We start from the raw sequence: 22,973 nt of genomic DNA, 5'->3' as shown, positions 1-22,973 counted from the left end.
GCCACGATGGTCTTCGCCGCCGTCAGGCTCCCCGCGTTCCTGCGCGAGGCCGGGCGGCGGGAGTGGCAATTCACCCTGCGTACCTTCAGCGCCGGCATGCTGGCGCTCTATATTGCTCTGGCCCTGGGCCTGGACGAGCCCAAATGGGCCTTGATGACGGTCTATATCGTCGCCCAGCCGCTGGGCGGCATGGTGCTGGCCAAGGGCATTTACCGCTTGCTCGGCACCCTGGCCGGCGCCGCCATGGCGGTGGTGCTGGTGGCCACCCTGGCCCAGTTGCATACCCTGTTTTTCGTCGCCCTGGCGGTGTGGCTGGGGCTTTGCACCCTGTGCGCCAGCCTGCTGCGTAACTTCCGCTCCTACGCCTTCGTGCTGGCCGGTTACAGCGCCCTGATCGTGGGCGTGCCGGCGGTGCTGCAGCCGGACCAGGCGTTCACCATGGCGGTGGCGCGGGTCACCGAGATCGGCCTGGGCATTCTCTGCGTGAGCCTGATGAGCGTGCTGGTGTGGCCCCGGTCCGCCGGGCGCAGCTACCTACAACAGAGCCGCGAACAGCTGGTGGGACTGATCCGCCTGGTGGCGGACAGCGCCGGCGGCCGGCTCGACGCGCCGGCGCTGCAGCGGCGCCGCCAGGCGCTGATCACCAGCGGCATGGCGCTGGAGGCCCAGCGCGAGCACGCCCTGTTCGATTCCGCCCGGCTGCGCCGCCACGCCGGTCTTTGCCGCCGGCTGGGCCACGAGATGCTGGCGCTGATCTCCTCGGTGGGGCCGCTGAACACCTATGTGAACCGCTACGCGGAGCGCCACCACCAGGACCAGGTGGCGCTGCTGCTCGCCGACATCGCGCGCCTGGATCCGGAGGCGTCCCCGGCGGCCCTTCGGGAGACCCTGTCGGCGCTCTACCAGCGCGCCCGGGAACTGGCCCGCTCGCTGCGCGGCGAACTGCTCAGCCATGACGAGCAACGCTTCTACGCGCTGCAACTGGTGCTGGAGCACAGCGCCGAATTGTGCGACCGGCTGCGCTCCAGCGTGGCGCTCTACGCCATGCTCACCGATCAGGCCACGCCGGTGCGCTGGCGCGCCGGTACCTCGCGCCTGCATCTGGATTATGGGCAGGCCTGGCGCAACGGCGCCCGGGCGGCGCTGGCGCTGGGCGCCACGGTGGCGCTGTGGTTCTGGAGCGCGGCGCCCCAGGGGGCGGCCATGGAGATCCAGGTGGGGGTGATCTGCGCGCTGTTTTCCACCCGCGACGACCCGCTGGCGGCGGTGAAAGGCTTTATCAAGGGCGCCTTGCTGGCCACCGTGCTGGCCACGCTCTACCGGCTGGTGCTGTTGCCCGCCAGCGACGGCTTTCCGGCCCTGGTGCTGTGGCTGGCGCCGCTGTATCTGCTGGCCGGGCTGGCGATGGCGCGGCCGGCCACGGTGGCCACCGGCACCGCGCTGACCATCTTCTTCCCGCTGTTGCTGGACCTGCGCCCGGTGCAGGACTTTTCCGCCGCGCCGCTGTTCAACAATATGATCGGTCTGGGGCTGGGCATGGGCTTCGCGGTGTTGGCGTTCCTGTTGCTGTGGCCCGGCGACGACGCCGCCCGGGCCCGGTGCCGGCTGTGCCGGGATCTGTGCCGGACCCTGGGGCGCTGGCCGATCCGGCGGCGGCGCCCCCGCCATGAAATGGAAAGCCAGCTCTACGACCGCATCAGCCGTACGCTGCCCAGGCTCGATCCGGACCACCCCCGCGACGGCGAGCTGCTGCAGGGCGCGCTGGCCGCGGTGACCCTGGGGCTCGGGCTGCTTTATATGGACGCGCTGTGCCGGCGCGGCGTGCCGGCCCCGGTGCGGCTGGCGCTGGCCCGCCTGATCCGCGACACCCAGCGCGCCCTGCGGGATGGCGACCAGGACCGCTGGCTGGCCTTGGCGGCCCGCGCCGACACCGTGGCCGGCCAGTGCCGGCGCGCCTACGACAGCGCCGCCAGCGACGGCGAGCGCCGCCGGCTGGTGCGGGCGGTGGTGCGCCTGCGCATGCAGATCAATATTATCCGTGGCAACGCGGGCTTTTTCCTGAGCGGGTCCGGCGACGGCCCCTGGCGGGGACTGGAGGCGAACGGTGCTGCATGAGATCAATCTGGCCGGTGTGCTGCTGCCGCCGCTGATTCCGGTGGTGGTGTTGGGGTTGCTGATATTCTGGCCCGTTAACGGGCTGATCAGCCGCTACGACGGCTACCGGTTTGTCTGGCATCCGGCCCTGGCGGGCCTGTGTGTGCTGGTGATGAGTCTGGCCCTGGCGCTGGGCCTGCTGATGCTTATAGGGAGAGTGTGATGGCTGAATCCCGCGCGGACGAAGGCCGGCGCCGCCGCTGGCGCCCGTTTTTAATCACCCTGGTGCTGGTGGCCGGCGCGGCCCTGGCGGTGTGGTTTTTCTGGCATCAGTACATGCACACCCTGTGGACCCGCGACGCCCGGGTGCGCGCGGCGGTGATTCAGGTGGCGCCGGATGTGTCCGGGCCGATTACCGGGCTGAACGTGAGCAACAACGCCCGGGTGGCGCAGGGCGACCCGCTGTTCGTGGTGGATCCGGAACGCTACCGGCTGGCCCTGCACCAGGCCCGGGCCGAACTGGAGCACCGCCGGCTGGAGTCGAAACTGCGCAGCGACGAAGCCGCCCGCCGTGACCGCCTGGGGCGGGCAGTGTCCGCCGAGGAGCGCGAGGAGGCCACCAGCCTGGCGGACGTGGCGCGGGCCGACCTGCAGGCCGCCCAGGCGGCGCTGCAAAAAGCCGAGCTGGACCTGGCGCGCACCCGGGTGAGCGCGCCCGCCGACGGCCATGTGACCCATCTTCTGGCCCACGCCGGCGATTACGCCCGTGCCGGCGAGCCGGTGCTGACCCTGGTGGACGGCGATTCGTTCTGGGTGGAGGCGTATTTTCGGGAAACCCAGGTGCACCGGATCCGGGTGGGCGACCCGGCGCGGGTGCGATTGCTGGGCGTGGATCGGCCGCTGGAAGGGCGGGTGGCCGGCATCGCCCGGGGCATCGGCAACGCTAACGCGGTGGCCGGTGGCGACCAGGGTCTGGCGGAGGTGGCGCCGACCTTTGAATGGGTGCGGCTGGCCCAGCGGATTCCGGTGCAGATCGAGCTGCGGGCGGTGCCCGAGTCGCTGACGCTGGCGGCGGGCATGACCGCCAGCGTCAGGATCCTGGACCGCGATTAGACGCCGAACGCCTTTTCGCCCGCTTCCAGGGTCTGGAAGATCAGGGTGTTGATGGTCATCGGCCCGACGCCGCCGGGCACCGGCGTGTAGGCGGCCACCCGGTCGGCGAGCGGCGCCAGTTCGATGTCGCCGCATTTTTCCGGGTGGAAGCCGGCGTCCACCACCACGGCGCCGTCCTTGATCCAGTCCGCCTTGATGAATTCCGGGCGGCCCACGGCGCCCACCACGATGTCCGCCTGCTTGACCAACTCCGGCAGGTTTTGGGTGCGGCTGTGGCAGATGGTGACGGTGGCGTTGGCGCCCAGCAGCATCAGCGCCATGGGTTTGCCGAGAATGGCGCTGCGGCCCACCACCACGGCGTGCTTGCCCTCCAGCGGAATCTGGTAGTGCTCCAGGATGCGCATGATGCCCTTGGGGGTGGCGCAGCCGTAGGCCGGCTCGCCCATGGCCATGCGGCCGAAGCCCAGGCAGGTGACGCCGTCCACGTCCTTCTCCAGGCTGATGGCGTCGAAACAGCGGCGCTCGTCGATCTGCTCCGGCACCGGGTGCTGCAGGAGAATGCCGTGCACGTCCGGGTTGTTGTTGAGCTCTTCGATCTGCGCGAGCAACTGCTCGGTGGTGGTGTCCTCGGGCAGTTCGATGGCCCGGGAGTCCATGCCGACCCGGCGGCAGGCGTTGCCCTTCATCTTTACGTAGGTGGCGGAAGCCGGGTCGGCGCCCACCAGCAGGGTCGCCAAAATAGGGGTGCGTCCGTCGGCTTTCGCCTTGAGAGCGTCCACGCGACGGCGCATTTCCTCTTCGAAATGCTGGGCCAGTGCCTTGCCATCCAGAATCTGCGCGCTCATTGAGTGTCTCTTGGTCGGGAATCGGGAGGCGCGGATTTTCGCACGCCGGCCGCGGTGGGGCAAAGGGGCGCGCGGACCGGTTCGCGGCGCGGCTGGCGAATAATCCAGCGAACGGTTCCGGCGCCGGGCGCGCGGCGTTGACGCTCCCGGGGGCGGCGAGTATTATGCCGCCTCGCTCGACCTGCTCGGCGGGGTGTAGCGCAGCCTGGTAGCGCGCCTGCTTTGGGAGCAGGATGTCGGGGGTTCGAATCCCTCCACCCCGACCAGTCAAGCGAAGACGTTTTACCGGTTCAGCGCCTGTAGCTCAATTGGATAGAGCAACGGCCTTCTAAGCCGTAGGTTGCAGGTTCGAGCCCTGCCAGGCGCGCCAAAGCGCGCCGACAGGCACACAAAGTACCAAACCAGTTTTGCTGGTGGCTGTAGCTCAGTTGGTAGAGCCCCGGATTGTGACTCCGGTGGTCGTGGGTTCAAATCCCATCAGCCACCCCAACATTGAAGCCTCCGGGGGTAATCCCCGGGGGCTTTTTTCGTATCGGTGTTCATGGCGGCGGGCATTGACTATAATTGCCGCCCTTCAAAGTATGCGGTCCGGGCCGGCACGGTCGGCCGTGGACCAAAAAGTCTTTATAAAGAGGATGTTATGCAGGTTTCCGTAGAAACGACATCAGGTCTGGAACGGCGTTTGACCGTGGGCGTACCCGCGGAAAAAGTGGATTCGGCGGTCGACACCAAGCTGCGCGAGGCCCAGAAAAGCGTCCGCCTGAACGGCTTCCGCCCGGGCAAGGTGCCGATGCGGGAAGTGAAACGTCGCTTCGGTGATGCGGTGCGTAACGAGGTCCTCGCCGACGTGATGCGCGAATCCTTTATTGAGGCGGTGGAGCAGGAATCCCTGCAGCCGGCCGGCATGCCCGGTTTCGAGGCCACCAAGAACGAGGCCGGCCAGGATCTGGAGTTCGTCGCCACCTTCGAGGTGTACCCGGACGTGGAACTGGCGCCGCTGGACAGCGTGGAAGTGGAAAAGCCGGTGGCCGAGATCAGCGACGCCGACGTGGAGCAGATGATCGAGACGCTGCGCGAGCAGCGCTCCGAGTACGAAGCCGTGGAGCGCGCCGCGCAGACCGGCGACCGCGTCAACATCGACTTCAAGGGCCTGAAGGACGGTGAAGCCTTCGAAGGCGGCAGCGCCGAAGGCCAGAACCTGGAGCTGGGCTCCGGCCAGATGATCCCCGGTTTCGAGGACGGCATCGTCGGCATGAAGCCCGGCGAAGAGAAGGACATCGAGGTGACCTTCCCGGAGGACTACCAGTCCGAGGAGCTGAAAGGCCAGGCGGTGGTGTTCCAGATCAAGGTGAACAGCGTCGAAGCCAAGCAGCTGCCGGAAGTGGACGCCGAGTTCATGAAGGCGTTCGGCGTCGAGGACGGCGACCTGGAGCAGTTCAAGGCGGAAGTGCGCAAGAACATGGAGCGCGAGCTGAAGAACGCGGTGTCCGGCAAGGTGAAGGAACAGGTCATGGACGGTCTTGCCCAGGCCCACGACTTCGATCTGCCGGAAGCGCTGGTGAAGCAGGAAATCGACCGCATGCGTCAGCAGATGATGCAGCAGTTCGGTGGCGGCCAGCAGTTCGACGCGTCGATGCTGCCCGAAGAGCTGTTCCGCGAGCAGGCGCAGCGCTCCGCGCGGCTCGGCCTGGTGGTGCGCGCGATCCTCGAGAAGCACGAGATCAAGCCGGACGCGGATCGCGTCAAGGCGCGGGTGGAAGAGATCGCCTCTCAGTACGAGCAGCCCGAGGAACTGGTTAACTGGGTGTACAGCAACCCGCAGCAACTTCAGCAGATCGAAGGCGCGGTGCTGGAAGACCAGGTGGTGGACTTCGTACTGGAATCCGCCAAGGTGGAAGAGAAGAGCATGTCCTACCAGGACGCGGTCAAGCCGCGCGACCAGCAGGGCTGATCACAACGCCAGGCGTTGCCCCGGACCCGCCGACAGGGTCCGGGCGGAAGACCTCCGACGTACCGGAAAACGGTATTTCGGAGGTTTTTTTGTTCTAAAAGGCCGCTTTTGTGCAACTTTTGCGCAGTTGAACGCCATATTGCCCCGCCTTTATAGACGCCCCACGGGGGCCACCTTACTATCAGGTGACCGCTATCGGGCGAACACCTTGTAACAGGGCCGGTTCGCCCCAATACCCGTTCACAGGCCGCGGCGCCGGAACAGCAGGTTGCGGACACGCCGGAGCGGGACACGCAGATATAGGAAGCGCTAGATGATAGACCTGAGCCGGATCACCTCCGTAACGCCGGAGATGAAGACTTTGATGCAGGACCCGACCAACGTGGGTCTGGTGCCCGTGGTGATCGAGCAGACCTCACGGGGCGAGCGTTCCTTCGACATTTATTCCCGTCTGCTGAAAGAGCGGGTTATTTTCATGGTCGGCCAGGTTGAGGACTACATGGCCAACCTGATCGTCGCCCAGATGTTGTTCCTGGAGTCGGAAAACCCGGACAAGGACATCAACCTGTACATCAACAGCCCGGGCGGTTCGGTGACCGCCGGCATGTCGATCTACGACACCATGCAGTTCGTGAAGCCCGCGGTGTCCACCATGTGCATCGGCCAGGCGGCCAGCATGGGCGCCTTCCTGCTCGCCGCCGGCGAGAAGGGCAAGCGCTACGCGCTGCCCAACGCCCGGGTGATGATCCACCAGCCGCTGGGCGGCTTCCAGGGTCAGGCTTCCGACATCGAGATCCATGCCCGCGAAATCCTCAAGATCAAAGAGGATCTCAACCGCATGCTCTCCCACCACACCGGCCAGCCGCTGGAAGTGGTGGAGCGCGACACCGATCGCGATAACTTCATGGACGCCACCCAGGCCAAGGAATACGGTCTGGTCGACGAGGTGCTCAGCCGCCGCTGAGCCCGCCGGAACGGCGTATGAAAGCGGCCGAATGGCGGTCGCCGGGGCCTGAGCGGGCTTGAAAAAGCCGCGCTCTCCCTGCATCTTCAAAGTGACTACCAGGTTCAGAGGCGATTCGATGACCGATAACACCGGAAAGGGCGACGACGGCAAACTGCTGTACTGCTCGTTCTGCGGCAAGAGCCAGCACGAAGTTCGCAAACTGATCGCGGGCCCGTCGGTCTTTATCTGCGACGAGTGTGTGGATCTCTGTAACGACATCATCCGCGAAGAGGTCCAGGAAGAGACCGGTGACAGCGGCGACGAGCGTCTGCCCAAGCCCCAGGAAATCAAGACCACGCTGGATGATTACGTGATCGGTCAGGAGCGCGCCAAGCGGGTGCTTTCCGTGGCCGTGTACAACCACTACAAGCGCCTGGGCAGCCAGGGCCGCAGCCGCGAGGAAGTGGAACTGGGCAAGAGCAACATCTTGCTTATCGGTCCCACCGGCAGTGGTAAAACGCTGCTCGCGGAAACGCTGGCGCGCCTGCTCAACGTGCCGTTCACGATCGCCGACGCCACCACGCTCACCGAAGCGGGCTATGTGGGCGAGGACGTGGAAAACATAATCCAGAAGCTGTTGCAGAAGTGTGACTACGACGTGGACAAGGCCCAGCGCGGCATCGTCTACATCGACGAAATCGACAAGATTTCCCGCAAGTCGGACAACCCGTCGATCACCCGCGACGTGAGCGGCGAGGGTGTGCAGCAGGCGCTGCTCAAGCTGATCGAGGGCACCGTGGCCTCGGTGCCGCCCCAGGGCGGCCGCAAGCATCCGCAACAGGAGTTCCTGCAGGTCGACACCTCCAACATTCTGTTCATCTGCGGCGGCGCCTTCGCCGGTCTGGACAAGGTGATCCGCGACCGTTCCGACAAGGGCGGCATCGGCTTCTCCGCCGAGGTGAAGAGCAAGGAAACCGTGCTGTCCATGGGCGAAACCCTGGCCGGCGTGGAGCCGGAGGATCTGGTCAAGTACGGCCTGATTCCCGAATTCATCGGCCGCTTGCCGGTGATCGCCACCCTGGAGGAGCTCTCCGAGGAGGCGCTGGTACAGATTCTTACCGAACCGCGCAACGCACTGACCAAACAGTACGTCCGCCTGTTCGAGATGGAAGGCGTGGAACTCGACTTCCGCGACGACGCCCTGCGAGCGGTGGCGCGCAAGGCCATGGAGCGCAAATCCGGCGCCCGGGGCCTGCGTTCGATCCTCGAGGCGGTGCTGCTGGATACCATGTATCAGGTGCCGTCGCTGGATGGCGTCGCCAAGGTGGTGATCGACAGTGCCACCATCGACGGTGAGTCCGAACCGCTTCTGATTTACGAGAACAGCGAGCAAACGTCCAGGGTCGCGCCGGATTGATCCGCGCGACCGGTTGATGGTCGTAAACCAACAAAGGGGCGATACGTGCTGAAAGATATTCCGTTGCTGCCACTGCGTGACGTGGTGGTCTACCCGCATATGGTGATCCCGCTGTTCGTCGGCCGGGAGAAGTCCATTGCGGCCCTGGAAGCCGCCATGGCCAGCGACAAGCAGATCATGCTGGTGGCGCAGCGCAACGCGTCCGATGACGATCCCGCGGAAAGCGATATTTACCGGGTGGGCACCGTGTCCACCATCCTGCAGATGCTCAAGCTCCCCGACGGCACCGTCAAAGTGCTGGTCGAGGGCGGCGCCCGCGGCCACATCAGCAAGGCCCGCTTCGGCGAGGAGGGCGGCGTCGCCGATGTCCGCGAACTGGACAATCAGATGCCGTCGGAAAGCGAGCAGGACGCCTTGTCCCGCTCGTTGCTCGCCAAGTTCGAGGAATACGTCAAGCTGTCCAAAAAAGTGGCGCCGGAGATCATGAATTCGGTGTCCTCCATCGACGAGGTCAGCCGCCTGGCCGACACCATCTCCGCCCACCTCCAGCTCAAGCTCGAAGAGAAGCAGGACGTCCTGGAAATGGTCGACGTGCGCGAGCGTGTCGAGCATCTGGTGGCGCTGATGGAATCCGACATGGATGTGCTGAAGGTGGAAAAGCGCATCCGTGGCCGGGTCAAGAAACAGATGGAGAAGAGCCAGCGCGAGTACTATCTGAATGAGCAGATGAAGGCGATTCAGAAAGAACTCGGCGACCTGGACGACAGCGGCAACGAGCTGGAGGATCTGGAAAAAAAGATCGACAACTCCGGCATGCCCAAGGACGCCAAGGAAAAGTCCAAGAACGAATTGAACAAGCTGCGCATGATGTCGCCGATGTCCGCCGAGGCGACGGTGGTGCGCAGTTACCTGGATTGGATGACCTCGGTGCCGTGGAAGAAGCGCAGCCGGGTGCGTCACGATCTGGCCCACGCCAAGGAAATTCTCGACCAGGATCACTACGGCCTGGAAGAAGTGAAAGAGCGCATTCTGGAATTTCTCGCCGTGCAAAGCCGGGTCGGCAAGGTAAAAGGTCCGGTACTGTGTCTGGTGGGCCCGCCCGGGGTGGGCAAAACCTCCCTGGGGCAGTCGGTGGCGCGCGCCACCAACCGCAAGTTCGTGCGCATGGCCCTGGGCGGCGTCCGTGATGAGGCGGAGATTCGCGGTCACCGGCGCACCTACATCGGCTCGCTGCCGGGCAAGGTGATTCAGAAGCTGTCCAAGGTGGGCGTGCGCAACCCGCTGTTCCTGCTCGACGAAGTCGACAAGATGGGCATGGACATGCGTGGCGACCCGGCGTCGGCGTTGCTGGAAGTGCTGGATCCGGAACAGAACCACACCTTCAGCGATCACTACCTGGAAGTGGACTACAACCTGTCCGAAACCCTGTTTATCTGCACCTCCAATTCCATGAATATTCCGGCGCCGTTGCTGGACCGCATGGAAGTGATTCGTCTGCCCGGTTACACCGAGGACGAGAAGATCAACATCGCCTCCCAGTACCTGATTCCCAAGCAGATCAAGTCCAACGGTCTGCGCGAGAACGAACTGGTGCTGGATGACAAGGCGCTGCAGTTCATCGTGCGTCATTACACCCGGGAATCCGGGGTGCGTGGCCTGGAGCGGGAAATCAGCAAGATCTGCCGTAAGGTGGTGAAGGAAAATCTGCTGGAAAAAGAGAACCGCACCATTACCCTTACGCCGGAAAACATTGATCATTATCTGGGCGTGCGCAAGTACGATTACGGGCGCGCCGAAGAGAAGGATCAGATCGGTCAGGTCACCGGCCTGGCGTGGACTTCGGTGGGCGGTGAACTGCTCACCATCGAAGGCGTGTCCACCCCCGGCAAGGGCCGTGTCACCACCACCGGCTCGCTCGGTGATGTGATGCAGGAGTCCATCCAGGCGGCCTGGACGGTGGTGAAAAGCCGCTCCGGCAACCTGGGTATCCGCCGCCGGCAACTGGAACGCAACGACGTCCATATCCACGTGCCCGAGGGCGCCACGCCGAAGGATGGGCCCAGTGCCGGCATCGGCATGTGCACCGCCATGGTGTCGGTACTGACCGGCATTCCGGTGCGCGCCGACGTGGCGATGACCGGTGAGATCACCCTGCGCGGCCAGGTGCTGGCCATCGGTGGGCTCAAGGAAAAACTGCTCGCCGCCCATCGCGGCGGCATTAAAACCGTGCTGATTCCGCAGGAAAATGAGCGGGACCTCAAGGAAATTCCGGACAAGATCAAAGAGGCTCTGGATATCCGGCCGGTAAAATGGATCGACCAGGTGTTGGAGTTGGCGTTAACGCACACTCCCACGCCGCTGAGCGAGGCGGAAGTGGAAGAAGACCTCGCTCTGGCCGAAGAAAAAGCGCGGAAAGGTTCGGAACGGCCCAGCACCCATTGAACCAAATGGGTGGCGGGCCGTCTCAAGAGCTCTTCCGTGACTTTGTTGTTCGTCTTTAAATGATTGATCAAAAAGGTTTTTTACTTTTATCCAAGCTGGTGTGACTGCACTTATCCTTCCTTGACGCCCCCTAGGCCCATTGGTATAAAGGCGGCTTCGTCATACGGAGAGTGCATCGCGCCTCGACCATAAAACCGGGAAATAGAAAAGGGGAATTTTGTGAATAAATCCGAACTGATTGACGCCATCGCCGCGGCTTCCGATATCTCCAAGGCCGATGCGGGCCGCGCGCTGGACGCCACTCTGGATGCCGTGACCGGCGCTCTGAAGAAAGGCGACAGCGTTTCTCTGGTGGGCTTCGGTACTTTTTCCGTGAAGCAGCGCGCTGCGCGCGAAGGTCGCAATCCGCAGACCGGCGAAACCATCAAGATCGCCGCTGCCAACGTACCGGGCTTCAAGGCGGGCAAGGCGTTGAAAGACGCCGTGAACTGATCTGGCTTCAGGAGCGGTAGTTCAGCTGGTTAGAATACCGGCCTGTCACGCCGGGGGTCGCGGGTTCGAGTCCCGTCCGCTCCGCCAGCGCATAAGCGTATCCGTCTTGGGTGCGCTTTTTTGCTTTCCGGTACCCTATAAAAAGATTAGAGATTCCTTGGAGTAAACCATGCAGGAGTTCAGACGATTTGTCCGCGGGCCCGTGGGCAAGGTTCTGCTCGCCGCGATCATTCTTCCCTTTATCATTTCCGGGTTTTACGGGTATTTCACCGGAGGGGGTAGTGACAGCGCTGTTGCCGAAGTGGAAGGCAACAAAATCAGCCGCGGGTACGTCAGTTCGCGCACTCAGCAACTGCGTCAGATGCTGCGCCAGCAGAGCCCGGATATTAATGAATCAATGCTCGATTCGTTTATTCGCCCTGAGATGGTGCTGCAGGGAATCGTGAACGAGCAATTGATGATCGCCGCCGCGCGCAACGCGGACATGGCGTTCAGCGACGCCCAGGCGGCCGTGTTGATCCGCAATAACGACATGTTCTACGAGAACGGTCGCTTTTCGGAAACCCAGTTCGAGCGCATGGTGCGCGCCCAGGGCATGACCCCGCAGGGCTATCTGGAATCGCTGCGCCAGGAGCGCATCAGCCAGCAGTACCGCAACGCGTTCGCGGCCACCGATTTCGCCCTGGAAGGCGAGCTCGCCGAGCAACGCCGCCTGGGTGAACAGCGCCGCGACATTCGCTATGTGCGCCTCAGCGTGGACAGCCTGCGTGGCGATACCCAGGTTTCCGATCAGGAAGTGTCGGATTTCTACGACCAGAACACGTCCGAGTTCATGCGCCCCGAACAGCTGCGCGTGCGCTATATCGAGTTGACCCCGGAGCGCTACCGGGATCGCGTGGAGATCTCCGACGAGCAGATCCGCGCCGAATACGAAGCGCGCAAGCAGATGCGTGACAGCGCCGCCACCCGCCGGGAAGTGGCCCACGTGCTGATCAGCGTCAACGACGAGCGTGACGAAAACGCCGCCGTGGAGCGGGCCCGCGAGGCGCGCCAGGCGCTGGAGCAGGGCAGCAGCTTCGCCGAGGTGGCGCGGGAATATTCCGACGACGCCGCCACCGCGCGCAGCGGCGGTAACCTGGGCCGGGTCGGTCAGGGTTCCCTGCCGGACTCCCTGGACGAGGCGCTGGCCGACATGGACGTGGGCGACGTCTCCGAACCGGTAATTTCCGACGCCGGCGTACACCTGCTCAAGGTGATCGAGGAAGAGCGCGCCGAAATGCCGCCGCTGGAGGATATGCGCGACGAGATCGTCACCGATCTGCAGAGCGCCCAGTCCGATTCCCTGCTCGCCGAGGATCTGGTGACCCTCGAAGAGCTGGTCTACGAGCACAGCGACCTGCAGGTGCCCGCCGAGCAGCTGGGCCTGGAACTGCAGACCACCGACTGGGTCTCCATGCAGGAACTGCCCACGGCGCTCAACAACGCCCGCGTCCGCGAAGCGCTCAACAGCGAAAGCGTGCGCGAGCAGGGCCGCAACAGCGACCTGCTGGAAGTGGCCCCGGGCCGCTTCCTGGCCCTGCGCCTGGAAGAGGTGAAGGACGCCGAGCCGCTGCCGCTGGCGGAAGTGAGCGAGGACATCCGCGCCCAGCTGCGCCTGCGCAAGGCCCGCGCCCGCGCCGAGGCGCTGGCCGAAGAGGCCCGCGCAGCGGTGGAGCAGGGCGCCGACCTGGCGGCCGTGGCCGAGCAACTCGACGCCGAGGTGCAGGAAGAAGCGGATCTGCAGCGCGGCGCCTCCGAGCCGGCCATGGAAGTGGTGGATGCCGTGTTCGCCACGCCCCGGCCCGCCGAAGGCGAAAGCAGCCCGATCCGTTTCACCAGCCTGCGCAACGGTGATCTGGTGGCGTTCCAGCTGACCGCCGTGGAAGACGGTTCCGTGGACGCCCTGGAGCCGGAGCAGCAGCGCCAGGCCCTGCAGGAGCTGGCGCGCGTGGAAGGCGAGCGCGGCTTCCGCCAGGTGATGGCGTTCCTGCGCGACAGCCTGGACGTGGAACTGCACCCGGATCGCCTCAGCCAGCCCCGCGAACAGCCGCAGCCCCAGCCCCAGCCGGCGGCCCCGCCGCTCTAAGCGGCTCGCCGGCCAGCCGAAAAGCCCGCCATCCCGGCGGGTTTTTTTATGGGTGCGTGGCCGCGACCAGAAAGGTTCGCACCCTCGAAGATGCCCGAATTGCGGGAGCGGGCCTTGTGGGAGCTTGCTTGCAAGCGAAAGGCCGGCAAAGCCGGCCGGCAGGATACCAGAGACCTGGGTTCTCCGATGTCCGGTGCTCCGTATCGGAGACGCGGGGCAATGGTGAGGCCTTCCGGGACCGCTCAAGCCATCCCTGGCCGCTGTTAGTTTGGCCATCCCTGGCCAAACAGCTCCCTCCAGGCCTCACCATTGCCCCGATCCCGGTGCGGGCTCTCTGGAGAGACGGGCTTTCTGGAGAGAAAGGCCTCTGGAATCCTGCCGGCAAGCTCCGCTTGCCTTTCGCGGGCTTGGCCCGCTCCTACCAGCCCCCCTCCCGCTGAACGAAAAAACCCGCCATTTCGGCGGGCTTTTCGGTGGGGCTTGGCGAGGGGAAATCAGCTTTCCTCGCCGGGCTCCTCGAACGGCATGGACACGGTGGCGGCGCCGCCGTCCACGTAGGTGATCTCGGAACTGATGCCGGAGGCCAGATCCGAGCACAGGAAGGCGGCGGTGTTGCCCACTTCCTCGATGGTCACGTTGCGGCGCAGCGGTGCCTTGGCGGCGTTGTAGTCCAGCATGCTGCGGAATTTCTTGATCCCGGACGCCGCCAGGGTGCGAATCGGGCCGGCGGAAATGCCGTTCACGCGGGTGCCTTCCGGGCCCAGGCTGGACGCCAGATAGCGCACCGACGCCTCCAGGCTGGCCTTGGCCAGGCCCATCACGTTGTAGTTGGGCACGGTTTGCCGGGAGGCGTGGTAGGTGAGGGTGAGCAGGGCGCCGTTGCGGCCCTTCATCAGCGGGCGGGCCGCCTGGGCCAGGGCCACGAAGCTGTAGGAGGAAATCTCGTGGGCGATGCGGAAACCTTCGCGGGTGGCCACGTCGGCGAAGTTGCCGTCCAGCTCGTTGCCCGGGGCGAAGCCCACCGCGTGGACCACGCCGTCGAGGCCGTCCCACTGCTTGCCGAGCCCTTCGAATACCTGCTGGATCTGCTCATCGGAGGCCACGTCGCAGGGAAAGCACAGCGCCTCGTTGCTGCCGTAGCGCTCGGCGGCTTTCAGCACCCGGCTTTTCAGTTTGTCGTTCTGGTAGGTAAAGGCCAGCTCGGCACCTTCGCGGTGCATGGCTTCGGCGATACCGGTGGCGATCGACCGGTCACTGGCGACGCCGACAATCAGAAATCGCTTACCTGCGAGAAAACCCATGATATGTCCTCGATTCGACGGTTCGATGTGGCCCTAGTATAGGGAAATGGCAAGGGGGTGAAAGACGCCCCGGAATTCAATGTGCAACCGCTTGTTTCTCGCCGCCGGCGTTGACGGTGCGGTTGTAGGCGGCGTCGATCAGGCGCCGTGTGTAGGCCTGCTGGGGCTCACGGAACACCCGCTCGGTGTCGCCGTGCTCCACCACCTGGCCGTGGCGCATGACCAGCAGCCGGTGGCTGATCGCGCGCACCACCTTGAGGTCGTGGCTGATGAACAGGTAGCTGAGGCCGTGGCGGCGCTGCAGGGTTTTCAGCAGCTCCAGCACCTGGGCCTGCACGCTGCGGTCGAGCGCCGAGGTGGGCTCGTCGAGGATCAACAAATCCGGCTCCACGATCAGCGCCCGGGCGATGGCGATGCGCTGGCGCTGGCCGCCGGAGAATTCGTGCGGATAGCGCTCGGCGGCGTCCGCCGCCAGGCCCACCTCCTCGAGCAGGGCGCGGGTGCGCTCGGCCCGCTGGGCGGCGTCCAGGTCTTTGTGGTGCACGCGCAGGCCCTCGTCCACGGCGCGGCCCACGCTGAGGCGCGGGTTAAGGCTGCCGAACGGGTCCTGGAACACCACCTGCATATGGCGGCGCCAGGGGCGCAGGGCGGCGCCGCTGAGGCGGTCCAGCGGCTGATCCAGCAGCCTCACCGTGCCGGCGGCGGGGATCAGCCGCAGCAGGGCCAGCGCCAGGGTCGATTTGCCGGAGCCGGATTCGCCCACCACGCCCAGGGTTTCGCCGCGGCGCAGGGTCAGGGAGAGGTCGTCCACCGCCGCCAGCGGCGCGGCGCGGCCGAACCAGCCCCGGCGCGGGCCTTTGAAGTGCACCGACAGGCCCTGGGCGTTGAGCAGCTCCGGGGCCTCGTCGGTCAGCGGCTCCGGGTGGCCGGCGGGCTCCGCCGCCAGCAGGTGGCGGGTGTAATCGTGTTCCGGCTGCTCCAGCACCCGCGCGGTGGCGCCGGTTTCGACGATGCGCCCCTGGTGCATCACCGCCACGTCGTCGGCGTAGCGGGCCACCAGGCCCAGGTCGTGGCTGATCAGCAGAATGCCCAGATTGCGCTCGCGCTGCAGGCGCCGCAGCAGGTCCAGGATGGTTTCCTGGATGGTCACGTCCAGGGCGGTGGTGGGCTCGTCGGCGATCAGCAGGGCCGGGTCGTTGGCCAGCGCCATGGCGATCATCACCCGCTGACGCTGACCGCCGCTGAGCTGATGCGGGTAGCGCTGCAGCATGTCCTCGGTGGCGGGCAGCTCCACCTGTTCCAGCAGATTCAGGCAACGCTGCCGGATGGCGGCACGGCCCAGGCCCTGATGAATGCGCATCGCCTCGCCGATCTGCCGCTCCACGCGGTGCAGCGGGTTGAGCGCGGTGAGCGGCTCCTGAAAGATGGTGCCGATACGGCCGCCGCGCAGCGCCCGGCGGCGATCGGCGGGCCAGTCCAGGATGTTGTCGCCGTCCAGCTCGATGGCGGCGGCACGGCGCCCGGCGCCGCCCGGCAGTAAGTCCAGCACCGACATGGCGGTGAGCGACTTGCCGGAACCGGATTCGCCCACCAGGGCCAGGGTGCGCCCGGCGTCCACGCTCAGGCTTACCCTGTCCACCGCCGGCCGGGCCGGGTCGTCGAACCAGACGCTCAGGTCGTCCAGGCGCAGCAGATGTCTAGGCAGCGGCGTCATTGTATTTCCTCGGATCGAAAGCGTCGCGTACCGCCTCGCCGGCGAACACCAGCAGCGAGAGCATCACCGCCAGGGTGACGAAGGCGCTCAAGCCCAGCCAGGGGGCGTGCAGGTTGGCCTTGCCCTGACCCAGCAGCTCCCCCAGCGACGGCGAGCCCGGCGGCAGGCCGAAGCCGATGAAGTCCAGCGAGGTGAGCAGGATCACCGACGCGTTGAGCACGAACGGCAGATAGGTGAGGGTGGCCACCATGGCGTTGGGCAACATGTGCCGGAACAGAATCACCGGGGTGCGCACCCCCATGGCCTGGGCGGCGCGCACGTACTCCAGGTTGCGGCAGCGCAGGAATTCGGCGCGCACCAGATCCACCAGGGTCATCCACGAGAACAGCAGCATGATCGCCAGCAGAACCCAGAATCCGGGCACCACGAAACTGGAGATCACGATGATCAGGTAGAGAATCGGCATGCTCGACCAGATTTCCACGAAGCGCTGGCCGCCCAGGTCCAGCCAGCCGCCGTAGTAACCCTGCACCGCGCCCACCACGATGCCGATCAGGCTGGACGTGACGGTCAGGATCAGGCCGAACAGCACCGACAGGCGGAAGCCGTAAATCAGGCGGGCCAGCACGTCCCGGCCCTGGTCGTCGGTGCCCAGCCAGTTTTCCGCCGAGGGGGGCGCCGGCGCCGGCACGGTGAGCTCGTAGTTGATGGTGTCGTGGCTGTAGCGGATCGGCGGCCACAGCATCCAGCCGTCGTCCTCGATCAGCTCCGCCACATAGGGGTCGCGGTAGTTGGCTTCGGTTTCGAACAGGCCGCCGAAGGTGGTTTCCGGGTAGGTCTTGAACACCGGGAAATAGAGGTCGCCCTGGTACTGCACCATGATCGGCCTGTCGTTGGCGACGAATTCCGCCCCCAGGCTGACCACGAACAGCACCAGGAACAGGCCCAGCGACCAGAAGCCGCGGCGGTTGCGACGGAAGGCGCGCCACTGGCGCCGCCAGATCGGATTGCCGCTGCCCATCAGCGTGCCCTCCGCTCAAAGTCGATACGCGGGTCCACCCACATATAGGTCAGGTCCGAAATCAGCTTCAGCAGCATGCCGATCAGGGTGAAGATGAACAGGGTGCCGAACACCACCGGGTAATCCCGGTTGATCACCGATTCGAAGCCAAGCAGGCCCAGCCCGTCCAGCGAGAAGATGTATTCGATCAGCAGCACGCCGGTGAAGAACATGCCGACGAAGGCGGCCGGGAAGCCGGCGATGATGATCAGCATGGCGTTACGGAACACATGGCCGTAGAGCACGCCGTTTTCGTCCAGCCCCTTGGCGCGGGCGGTCTGCACGTATTGCTTGCTGATCTCGTCAAGAAAGGAGTTCTTGGTGAGCATGGTGAGGGTGGCGAAGTTGCCGATCACGATGGCCAGGGTGGGCAGCGTGATGTGGTGCAGGTAATCCAGCGCCTGGCGCCACCAGGGCAGTTGATCGAAATTGTCCGAAGTCAGCCCGCGCAACGGAAACCACTCCCAGTAGGAGCCGCCGGCGAACAGCACCACCAGCAGAATGGCGATCAGAAAGCTGGGGATCGCATAGCCGACGATGATCGCGGTGCTGCTCCACACGTCGAAGCGGCTGCCGTCGCGCACCGCCTTTTTGATGCCCAGCGGCACCGCCACCAGATAAGTGATCAGCGTGCTCCACAGCCCCAGGGAGATGGACACCGGCAGGCGTTCGGCGATCAGGGTGCTGACGTCCTTGTCGCGGTAGTAGGATTCGCCGAAGTCGAAGGTCAGATAGCGTTTGATCATCAGCCAGAAACGTTCCGGCGCCGGCTTGTCGAAGCCGTAGAGCTTTTCGATACGCTCGAGCAGCTCCGGCGGCATCCCCCGTGAGCCCCGGTAGTCGCCGCCGCCGCTGTTGACCAGATCCTGGGTGGTGCCGGCGAAACCGCCGCCGGCGCCGCCTCCGCCGATGCCCTGCAGCTGGGCGATGGCTTTCTCCACCGGGCCGCCGGGGGCCGCCTGCACGATCACGAAGTTAAGCAGCAGAATGCCCAGCAGGGTGGGCACGATCAGCAGCAGGCGCTTGAGAATATAGATCAGCATTATTGCGCGCTTTTATCCCACCAGAGTTCGGTGGCGCCGTCGAAGCCCACATAGGGCGGCAGCGGCGGATGGGCGAGCCGTGACTGATAGGCGAAGCGGTGGTAATCCAGATACCAGTTGGGCACCACGTAGAAGCCCCACTGCAGCGCCCGGTCCAGGGCGCGGGTGCGGGTGACCAGCTGCTCCCGGGTGTTGGCGGCGATCACCTTGCTGACCAGCTCATCGATGGCCGGATTGCTGACGCCGGCGTAGTTCTGGCTGCTGTCCCGCTCGGCGGCGGCGGAGCCCCAGTAGCCGCGCTGCTCATTGCCGGGGGAGGGCGACTGGCCCCAGCCGCCGACCATCATGTCGAAATTGAAATTACGCACCCGCTGCACGTACTGCGACTGGTCCACGCGCACCACGTCCGCGTCGATACCCAGGGTCTTCAGGTTGCGCGCGTAGGGCAGCACGATGCGCTCGAAGGCCGGCTGGTAGAGCAGGAATTCAAAGCTCACCGGCTCGCCGTCCGGGGTGTGCAGCTTGCCGTCCTTGACCTGGTAGCCGGCGTCCTTGAGCAGCGCCTGGGCCTGGCGCAGATTGTCGCGGGGGCGGCCGGAGCCGTCCGACACCGGCGGCTGGTAGGCCTCGGTGAACACCCGCGGCGGCAGGTCCTCGCGCAGCGGTTTCAGCAGTGCCAGCTCTTTCTCGTCGGGCAGGCCGGTGGCGGCCAGCTCGGAATTCTGGAAGTAGCTGCGGGTCCGCTTGTACTGACCGTAGAACAGATTCTTGTTGGACCACTCAAAATCAAAGGCGTAGGTCATCGCCTCGCGCAGCACCGGGTCCTGGAACAGCGGGCGGCGGGTATTGAAAATAAAGCCCTGCATGCCGGCCGGGTTCTGGTGGGTCACCTCTTCGGTGATGATCTCGCCGTCGCGGAACGCCTCGCCGGTGTAGGCGGTGGCCCAGTACTTGGAATTGTTTTCCGAGCGCCAGTCGTAGTCGCCGCGCTTGAACGCTTCCAGCGCCACGGTCTGGTCCAGATAGTATTCGTAGATGATGCGGCCGAAATTATGGTGCCCCCGGTTCACCGGCAGGTCCTTGGCCCAGTAGTCGTCGCGGCGCTGGTAGACGACCCGCTTGCCGGCCTTGAAGCTGTCCACCTTATAGGGCCCGGAGCCGGGCGGCGGCACCAGATTGGCGTCGTCGAAGGGTTTGTCGTCCCAGTAATGCTTGGGCATCACCGGCAGCTGGCCGACGATCATCACCAGCTCGCGGTTGTCGCCGGCCTTGAAGCTGAATTTCACCTTGCGCTCGGACAGCGCCTCGACCTTTTCCACGTCGCCGTAATAGTAGGCGTAGAAGGGCGCGCCTTTGTCGCGCAGCTGCTTGAAGCTCCACACCACGTCCTCGGCGCGCACCGGATGCCCGTCGGCGAAGCGGGCCTGCTCGCGCAGGGTGAAGGTGACCCAGCTGCGGTCCTCGGGCCATTCCATGGATTCGGCCAGCAACCCGTATTCGGTGAAGGGTTCGTCCTTGCTGCGCACCGTCAGGGTGTCGAACACCAGCCCCTGGGAGCCGGCCGCCGCCTGGCCCTTGGGCAGCCACGGCTGAAAATTATCGAAACCGCCCACCACGTGCAGGCTCAGGCTGCCGCCCTTGGGGGCGTCCGGCCGGACATAGTCGAAGTGCTTGAAGCCGGCGGGGTATTTGGGTTCGCCGTGCATGGTGATGGCGTGGGAGCGCTGGGTCTCCGCCAGCGCCGGGCCGCCAAACAGGGCGGCAACAAAGAACAAACAGCACACTAAGCAACGCATCGCGCCTTTCATCGTTATTGTGGACTCCTTGGTGGGGTCTTTGGCGTCACCATAGCCCAGGCGATGGGGATCGCCAAATGGCACTGCTTACTGTGACCCGCGCTCGCCGGCCGGGTTCACCGGCGAAGCGGGCCGTCGCGCCTGATCCGCTTAAGGCGCGTTGCGCACATCCACATACAGCGTCAGATTGTCGCCGGGTTGCAGATAGCGGCTTTTCTCCAGGCGGTCATTCCAGTCGCGAATCTGATTCACCGACACGTTAAAGCGGTTGGCGATAGCGTGCAGTGAATCCCCGCGACGCACGGAGTAGCGCACCTTGCGAATCATTTCCTCGCGCTCCTCGGCGCGCACCGTGGCCGCCGGGCCGTCTTCGCGCCACACCGCCAGGGTCTGGCCCACGCGCAGCGGGTCGCCGGGGGCCATATTGTTCCATTTCGCCAGCGCCCGCACGCTGACGTCGTTCTCCCGCGCGATCTGCCACAGCGTGTCCCCGGCGGCGACCCGGTGATCCACGCGCTGGCGCTTGCCGCGCTGCCGGCCCTGGTTGTCCGCCAGCCGCTGGTCGGCGCTCAGTTTGTACTGATCCTGGGAGGGTTCCGGAATCAACAGGGTGCGGCCGGCGATAATGGTGTTGCCGGACAGATCGTTGATGTCGCGGAGCACCGCCGGGGTGGTGCGGTGGGCGCGGGCGATGCGGCTCAGCGAATCGCCGCTGCGAATGGTGTAGCGGTGCCAGCGCATGCGTTCTTCCTGCGGTAGGTCCGCCACCCGCTCGCGGAAGGCGTCGGCGCTGCCCACCGGCACCAGCAGGGTGTGCGGGCCTTCCGGGGCGGTCGCCCAGCGGTTGAACGCCGGATTCAGCAGGTAGAGCTCTTCGGTGGAGATCTCCGCCAGGCTGGCGGCCTGGGCCAGGTCGATCTGGCCGCCCACGTCCACTTCTTCAAAGTAGGGCTGGTCGGCCATTGGGTGCAGGGTGACGCCGTAGCGCCGCGGGTCGCGGACGATCTCCGCCACCGCCAGCAGCTTGGGCACATAGGCGGTGGTTTCGCGGGGCAGGTCCAGGTGCCAGAAATCGGTGGGGCGGCCGGCTTCCTCGTTGCGGCGCCGGGCTCGGGAGACGGTGCCGCCGCCGGCGTTGTAGGACGCCAGGGCCAGCAGCCAGTCGCCGTCGAAGCGCTCGGAAAGCTGCTGCAGGTAGTCCAGGGCGGCGCGGGTGGAAAGGGTGATGTCGCGGCGGCCGTCGTACCACCAGGTCTGGTCGAGCCCGAAATACTTGCCGGTGGACGGAATGAACTGCCAGGGGCCGGCGGCGCGGCCGTGGGAGTAGGCGAACGGGTCGAAGGCGCTTTCCACCACCGGCAGCATCACCAGCTCCAGCGGCATGTCGCGGCGCTCCGCTTCCTCGACGATAAAGTGCAGATAGCGCTCGGCGCGCTCCGTGACGCGGGTGAAATAGCTCGGGTGGCGGGCGTACCACTTGCGCTGCAGGCGCACGCGCTCCCGGTCCTGATGCAGGTCCAGCGCGTAGCCGTCGCGAATCCGCGCCCACAGATCCTGCTGCGTGCTTTCTTCCTGGTCGGCGGCGGGCTCAACCGGTTCCGGCATGCCGTTGGCGAGCCCCGGGTCTTTGACGGAGGGCTCCGCCGGCGGCATGGGAGGCAGGTCGTCCACCTCGGGTTTCGTGGCACAAGCGCCTACCATCAGCGCGAGCCCCAGGGCTGCACAACCAAGAAGTTTATTCATAACAATAATATACGATTCGAATTTTAAGTTGATTCTAGGCAGGGGCGGCGATCCCGGCAAGGAGAAATCGCCGCCGGACCGCGCTTCAGGCGGAGTCCTTCCAGCGGCGCAGGGCCGCAAAACTGTCCACGTTGGTTTCCGGCGCTTTCCCGAAACGGGCTTCGCACGCTTGGCGCAGTTGCGGGTCCGCCGCGCGCAGAAACGGGTTGGTGCGCTTCTCCTCGCCGATGGTGGAGGGCACCGTGATGCGGTCCTGTTCGCGCAGGGCGCTGACCCGGGCAAGCCGGTCGCTTACCGCCGGATCCTCGGGGGATACGGTGGCCGCGAAGCGCAGGTTGGCCAGGGTGTACTCATGGGCGCAGAACACCTGGGTGTCCTCGGGCAGGCCGGCCAGCCGCGTTAGGGAGTGGTGCATCTGCTCCGGGGTGCCTTCGAACAGCCGCCCGCAGCCGCCGGCGAACAGGGTGTCGCCGCAGAACAACCAGCCCTGGCGGGGGGCGTAGAAAGCAATGTGCCCCAGGGTGTGGCCGGGCACTTCCAGCACGTCCAGTTCCAGGTCCGGCGTGGCCAGACGAACGCGGTCGCCGTCGCCCAGCGGGTGGTCCATTTCCGGAATGGTTTCCCGGGCCGGGCCGTACACCGGAATATCCCGATCCCGGCACAGGGCGGAGACCCCGCCCACGTGATCCGGGTGGTGATGGGTAATCAGCAGCGCGCTCAGGGCCAGGCCCTGGTCGCTCAGCCAGGCCTCCACCGGGGCGGCGTCGCCCGGGTCCACGATCACGCATTGATCGCCGTCGCGAATCGCCCAAATGTAGTTGTCATTGAAGGCCGGGATGGCCGTAGGGGCTTGCAGCATGACGTGTTACCCTTCGCTTGAATGCTTGGATG

At 65.5% G+C, this 22,973-nt stretch carries 17 protein-coding genes and 4 tRNA genes; 13 read left to right on the top strand and 8 right to left on the bottom strand.

What is annotated here, in order from left to right; all coding sequences use genetic code 11:
• Positions 1-6 precede the first annotated feature (6 nt).
• From ISO4_RS11415 to ISO4_RS11405, 3 genes are read left to right on the top strand one after another with little or no spacing between them, the layout of a single operon-like run.
• Complete coding sequence (locus tag ISO4_RS11415) at positions 7-2,115, top strand: FUSC family protein (RefSeq protein ID WP_194856293.1); 2,109 nt, start codon at positions 7-9, stop codon at positions 2,113-2,115.
• Positions 2,105-2,317 (top strand): DUF1656 domain-containing protein, encoded by a 213-nt coding sequence (locus tag ISO4_RS11410; protein WP_142949998.1) that lies wholly within the window; start codon positions 2,105-2,107, stop codon positions 2,315-2,317. The genes ISO4_RS11415 and ISO4_RS11410 overlap by 11 nt, the downstream gene beginning before the upstream one ends.
• The gene (locus ISO4_RS11405; RefSeq protein WP_194856292.1) at positions 2,317-3,207 is read left to right on the top strand and encodes an efflux RND transporter periplasmic adaptor subunit; all 891 of its coding nucleotides are present in this window, start codon (positions 2,317-2,319) and stop codon (positions 3,205-3,207) included. The genes ISO4_RS11410 and ISO4_RS11405 overlap by 1 nt, the downstream gene beginning before the upstream one ends.
• On the opposite strand, the gene folD is transcribed toward ISO4_RS11405, so the two are convergent.
• The gene (folD, locus tag ISO4_RS11400) at positions 3,204-4,052 is read right to left on the bottom strand and encodes a bifunctional methylenetetrahydrofolate dehydrogenase/methenyltetrahydrofolate cyclohydrolase FolD (RefSeq protein ID WP_142950000.1); all 849 of its coding nucleotides are present in this window, start codon (positions 4,050-4,052) and stop codon (positions 3,204-3,206) included. The genes ISO4_RS11405 and folD overlap by 4 nt on opposite strands.
• 189 nt (positions 4,053-4,241) lie before the next feature.
• On the opposite strand from folD, the gene ISO4_RS11395 reads away from it, so the two are divergent.
• From ISO4_RS11395 to ISO4_RS11350, 10 genes are all read left to right on the top strand, one after another.
• Positions 4,242-4,318 (top strand) — tRNA-Pro (locus tag ISO4_RS11395).
• A gap of 27 nt (positions 4,319-4,345) precedes the next feature.
• Positions 4,346-4,422: transfer RNA gene (locus ISO4_RS11390), tRNA-Arg, on the top strand.
• Positions 4,423-4,465: 43 nt separating this feature from the next.
• A tRNA-His gene (locus tag ISO4_RS11385) sits at positions 4,466-4,541 on the top strand.
• A 151-nt stretch (positions 4,542-4,692) separates the two neighbouring features.
• On the top strand, positions 4,693-6,003 hold the full coding sequence (tig, locus tag ISO4_RS11380; protein WP_194856291.1) for a trigger factor: 1,311 nt from the start codon (positions 4,693-4,695) through the stop codon (positions 6,001-6,003).
• Positions 6,004-6,316: 313 nt separating this feature from the next.
• Positions 6,317-6,967 (top strand): ATP-dependent Clp endopeptidase proteolytic subunit ClpP, encoded by a 651-nt coding sequence (clpP, locus tag ISO4_RS11375; protein WP_083209708.1) that lies wholly within the window; start codon positions 6,317-6,319, stop codon positions 6,965-6,967.
• Between the two features lie 118 nt (positions 6,968-7,085).
• Positions 7,086-8,366, top strand: a complete 1,281-nt coding sequence (gene clpX / locus ISO4_RS11370) for an ATP-dependent Clp protease ATP-binding subunit ClpX (RefSeq protein WP_142950002.1) — start codon at positions 7,086-7,088, stop codon at positions 8,364-8,366.
• Positions 8,367-8,411: 45 nt separating this feature from the next.
• A complete protein-coding gene (lon, locus tag ISO4_RS11365) occupies positions 8,412-10,808 on the top strand; it encodes an endopeptidase La (protein ID WP_194856290.1) in 2,397 nt (798 codons plus the stop codon).
• Positions 10,809-11,027: 219 nt separating this feature from the next.
• Positions 11,028-11,300, top strand: coding sequence for an HU family DNA-binding protein (locus ISO4_RS11360; protein WP_142950004.1), 273 nt, complete (start codon positions 11,028-11,030; stop codon positions 11,298-11,300).
• 10 nt (positions 11,301-11,310) lie between these two features.
• Positions 11,311-11,387: transfer RNA gene (locus ISO4_RS11355), tRNA-Asp, on the top strand.
• A gap of 82 nt (positions 11,388-11,469) precedes the next feature.
• A complete protein-coding gene (locus ISO4_RS11350) occupies positions 11,470-13,425 on the top strand; it encodes a SurA N-terminal domain-containing protein (RefSeq protein ID WP_194856289.1) in 1,956 nt (651 codons plus the stop codon).
• A gap of 494 nt (positions 13,426-13,919) precedes the next feature.
• On the opposite strand, the gene ISO4_RS11345 is transcribed toward ISO4_RS11350, so the two are convergent.
• The 7 genes from ISO4_RS11345 to gloB all read right to left on the bottom strand — a co-directional run bounded on the left by ISO4_RS11345 (position 13,920) and on the right by gloB (position 22,941).
• Positions 13,920-14,726: an enoyl-ACP reductase FabI gene (locus ISO4_RS11345; protein WP_142949887.1), complete on the bottom strand. Its 807-nt coding sequence runs from the start codon at positions 14,724-14,726 to the stop codon at positions 13,920-13,922.
• A 76-nt stretch (positions 14,727-14,802) separates the two neighbouring features.
• Positions 14,803-16,440: an ABC transporter ATP-binding protein gene (locus ISO4_RS11340; protein ID WP_194856288.1), complete on the bottom strand. Its 1,638-nt coding sequence runs from the start codon at positions 16,438-16,440 to the stop codon at positions 14,803-14,805.
• On the bottom strand, positions 16,424-17,461 hold the full coding sequence (locus ISO4_RS11335) for an ABC transporter permease (protein WP_142949885.1): 1,038 nt from the start codon (positions 17,459-17,461) through the stop codon (positions 16,424-16,426). Before ISO4_RS11335 ends, ISO4_RS11340 begins: the two co-directional genes overlap by 17 nt.
• A complete protein-coding gene (locus ISO4_RS11330; protein ID WP_142949884.1) occupies positions 17,461-18,543 on the bottom strand; it encodes a microcin C ABC transporter permease YejB in 1,083 nt (360 codons plus the stop codon). Before ISO4_RS11330 ends, ISO4_RS11335 begins: the two co-directional genes overlap by 1 nt.
• Positions 18,543-20,339 (bottom strand): extracellular solute-binding protein, encoded by a 1,797-nt coding sequence (locus tag ISO4_RS11325; RefSeq protein WP_228548077.1) that lies wholly within the window; start codon positions 20,337-20,339, stop codon positions 18,543-18,545. Before ISO4_RS11325 ends, ISO4_RS11330 begins: the two co-directional genes overlap by 1 nt.
• Positions 20,340-20,489: 150 nt before the next feature.
• Positions 20,490-22,010, bottom strand: a complete 1,521-nt coding sequence (locus ISO4_RS11320) for a lytic transglycosylase (RefSeq protein WP_323745374.1) — start codon at positions 22,008-22,010, stop codon at positions 20,490-20,492.
• 157 nt (positions 22,011-22,167) lie between these two features.
• Complete coding sequence (gene gloB / locus ISO4_RS11315) at positions 22,168-22,941, bottom strand: hydroxyacylglutathione hydrolase (protein ID WP_194856285.1); 774 nt, start codon at positions 22,939-22,941, stop codon at positions 22,168-22,170.
• Positions 22,942-22,973: the final 32 nt, after the last annotated feature.

Source organism: Alloalcanivorax venustensis ISO4 (assembly GCF_015356855.1).
Lineage (GTDB): Bacteria > Pseudomonadota > Gammaproteobacteria > Pseudomonadales > Alcanivoracaceae > Alloalcanivorax > Alloalcanivorax venustensis.
Note: the sequence above shows the minus strand (reverse complement) of the source record. Positions and strands in the feature narration are given on the sequence as shown.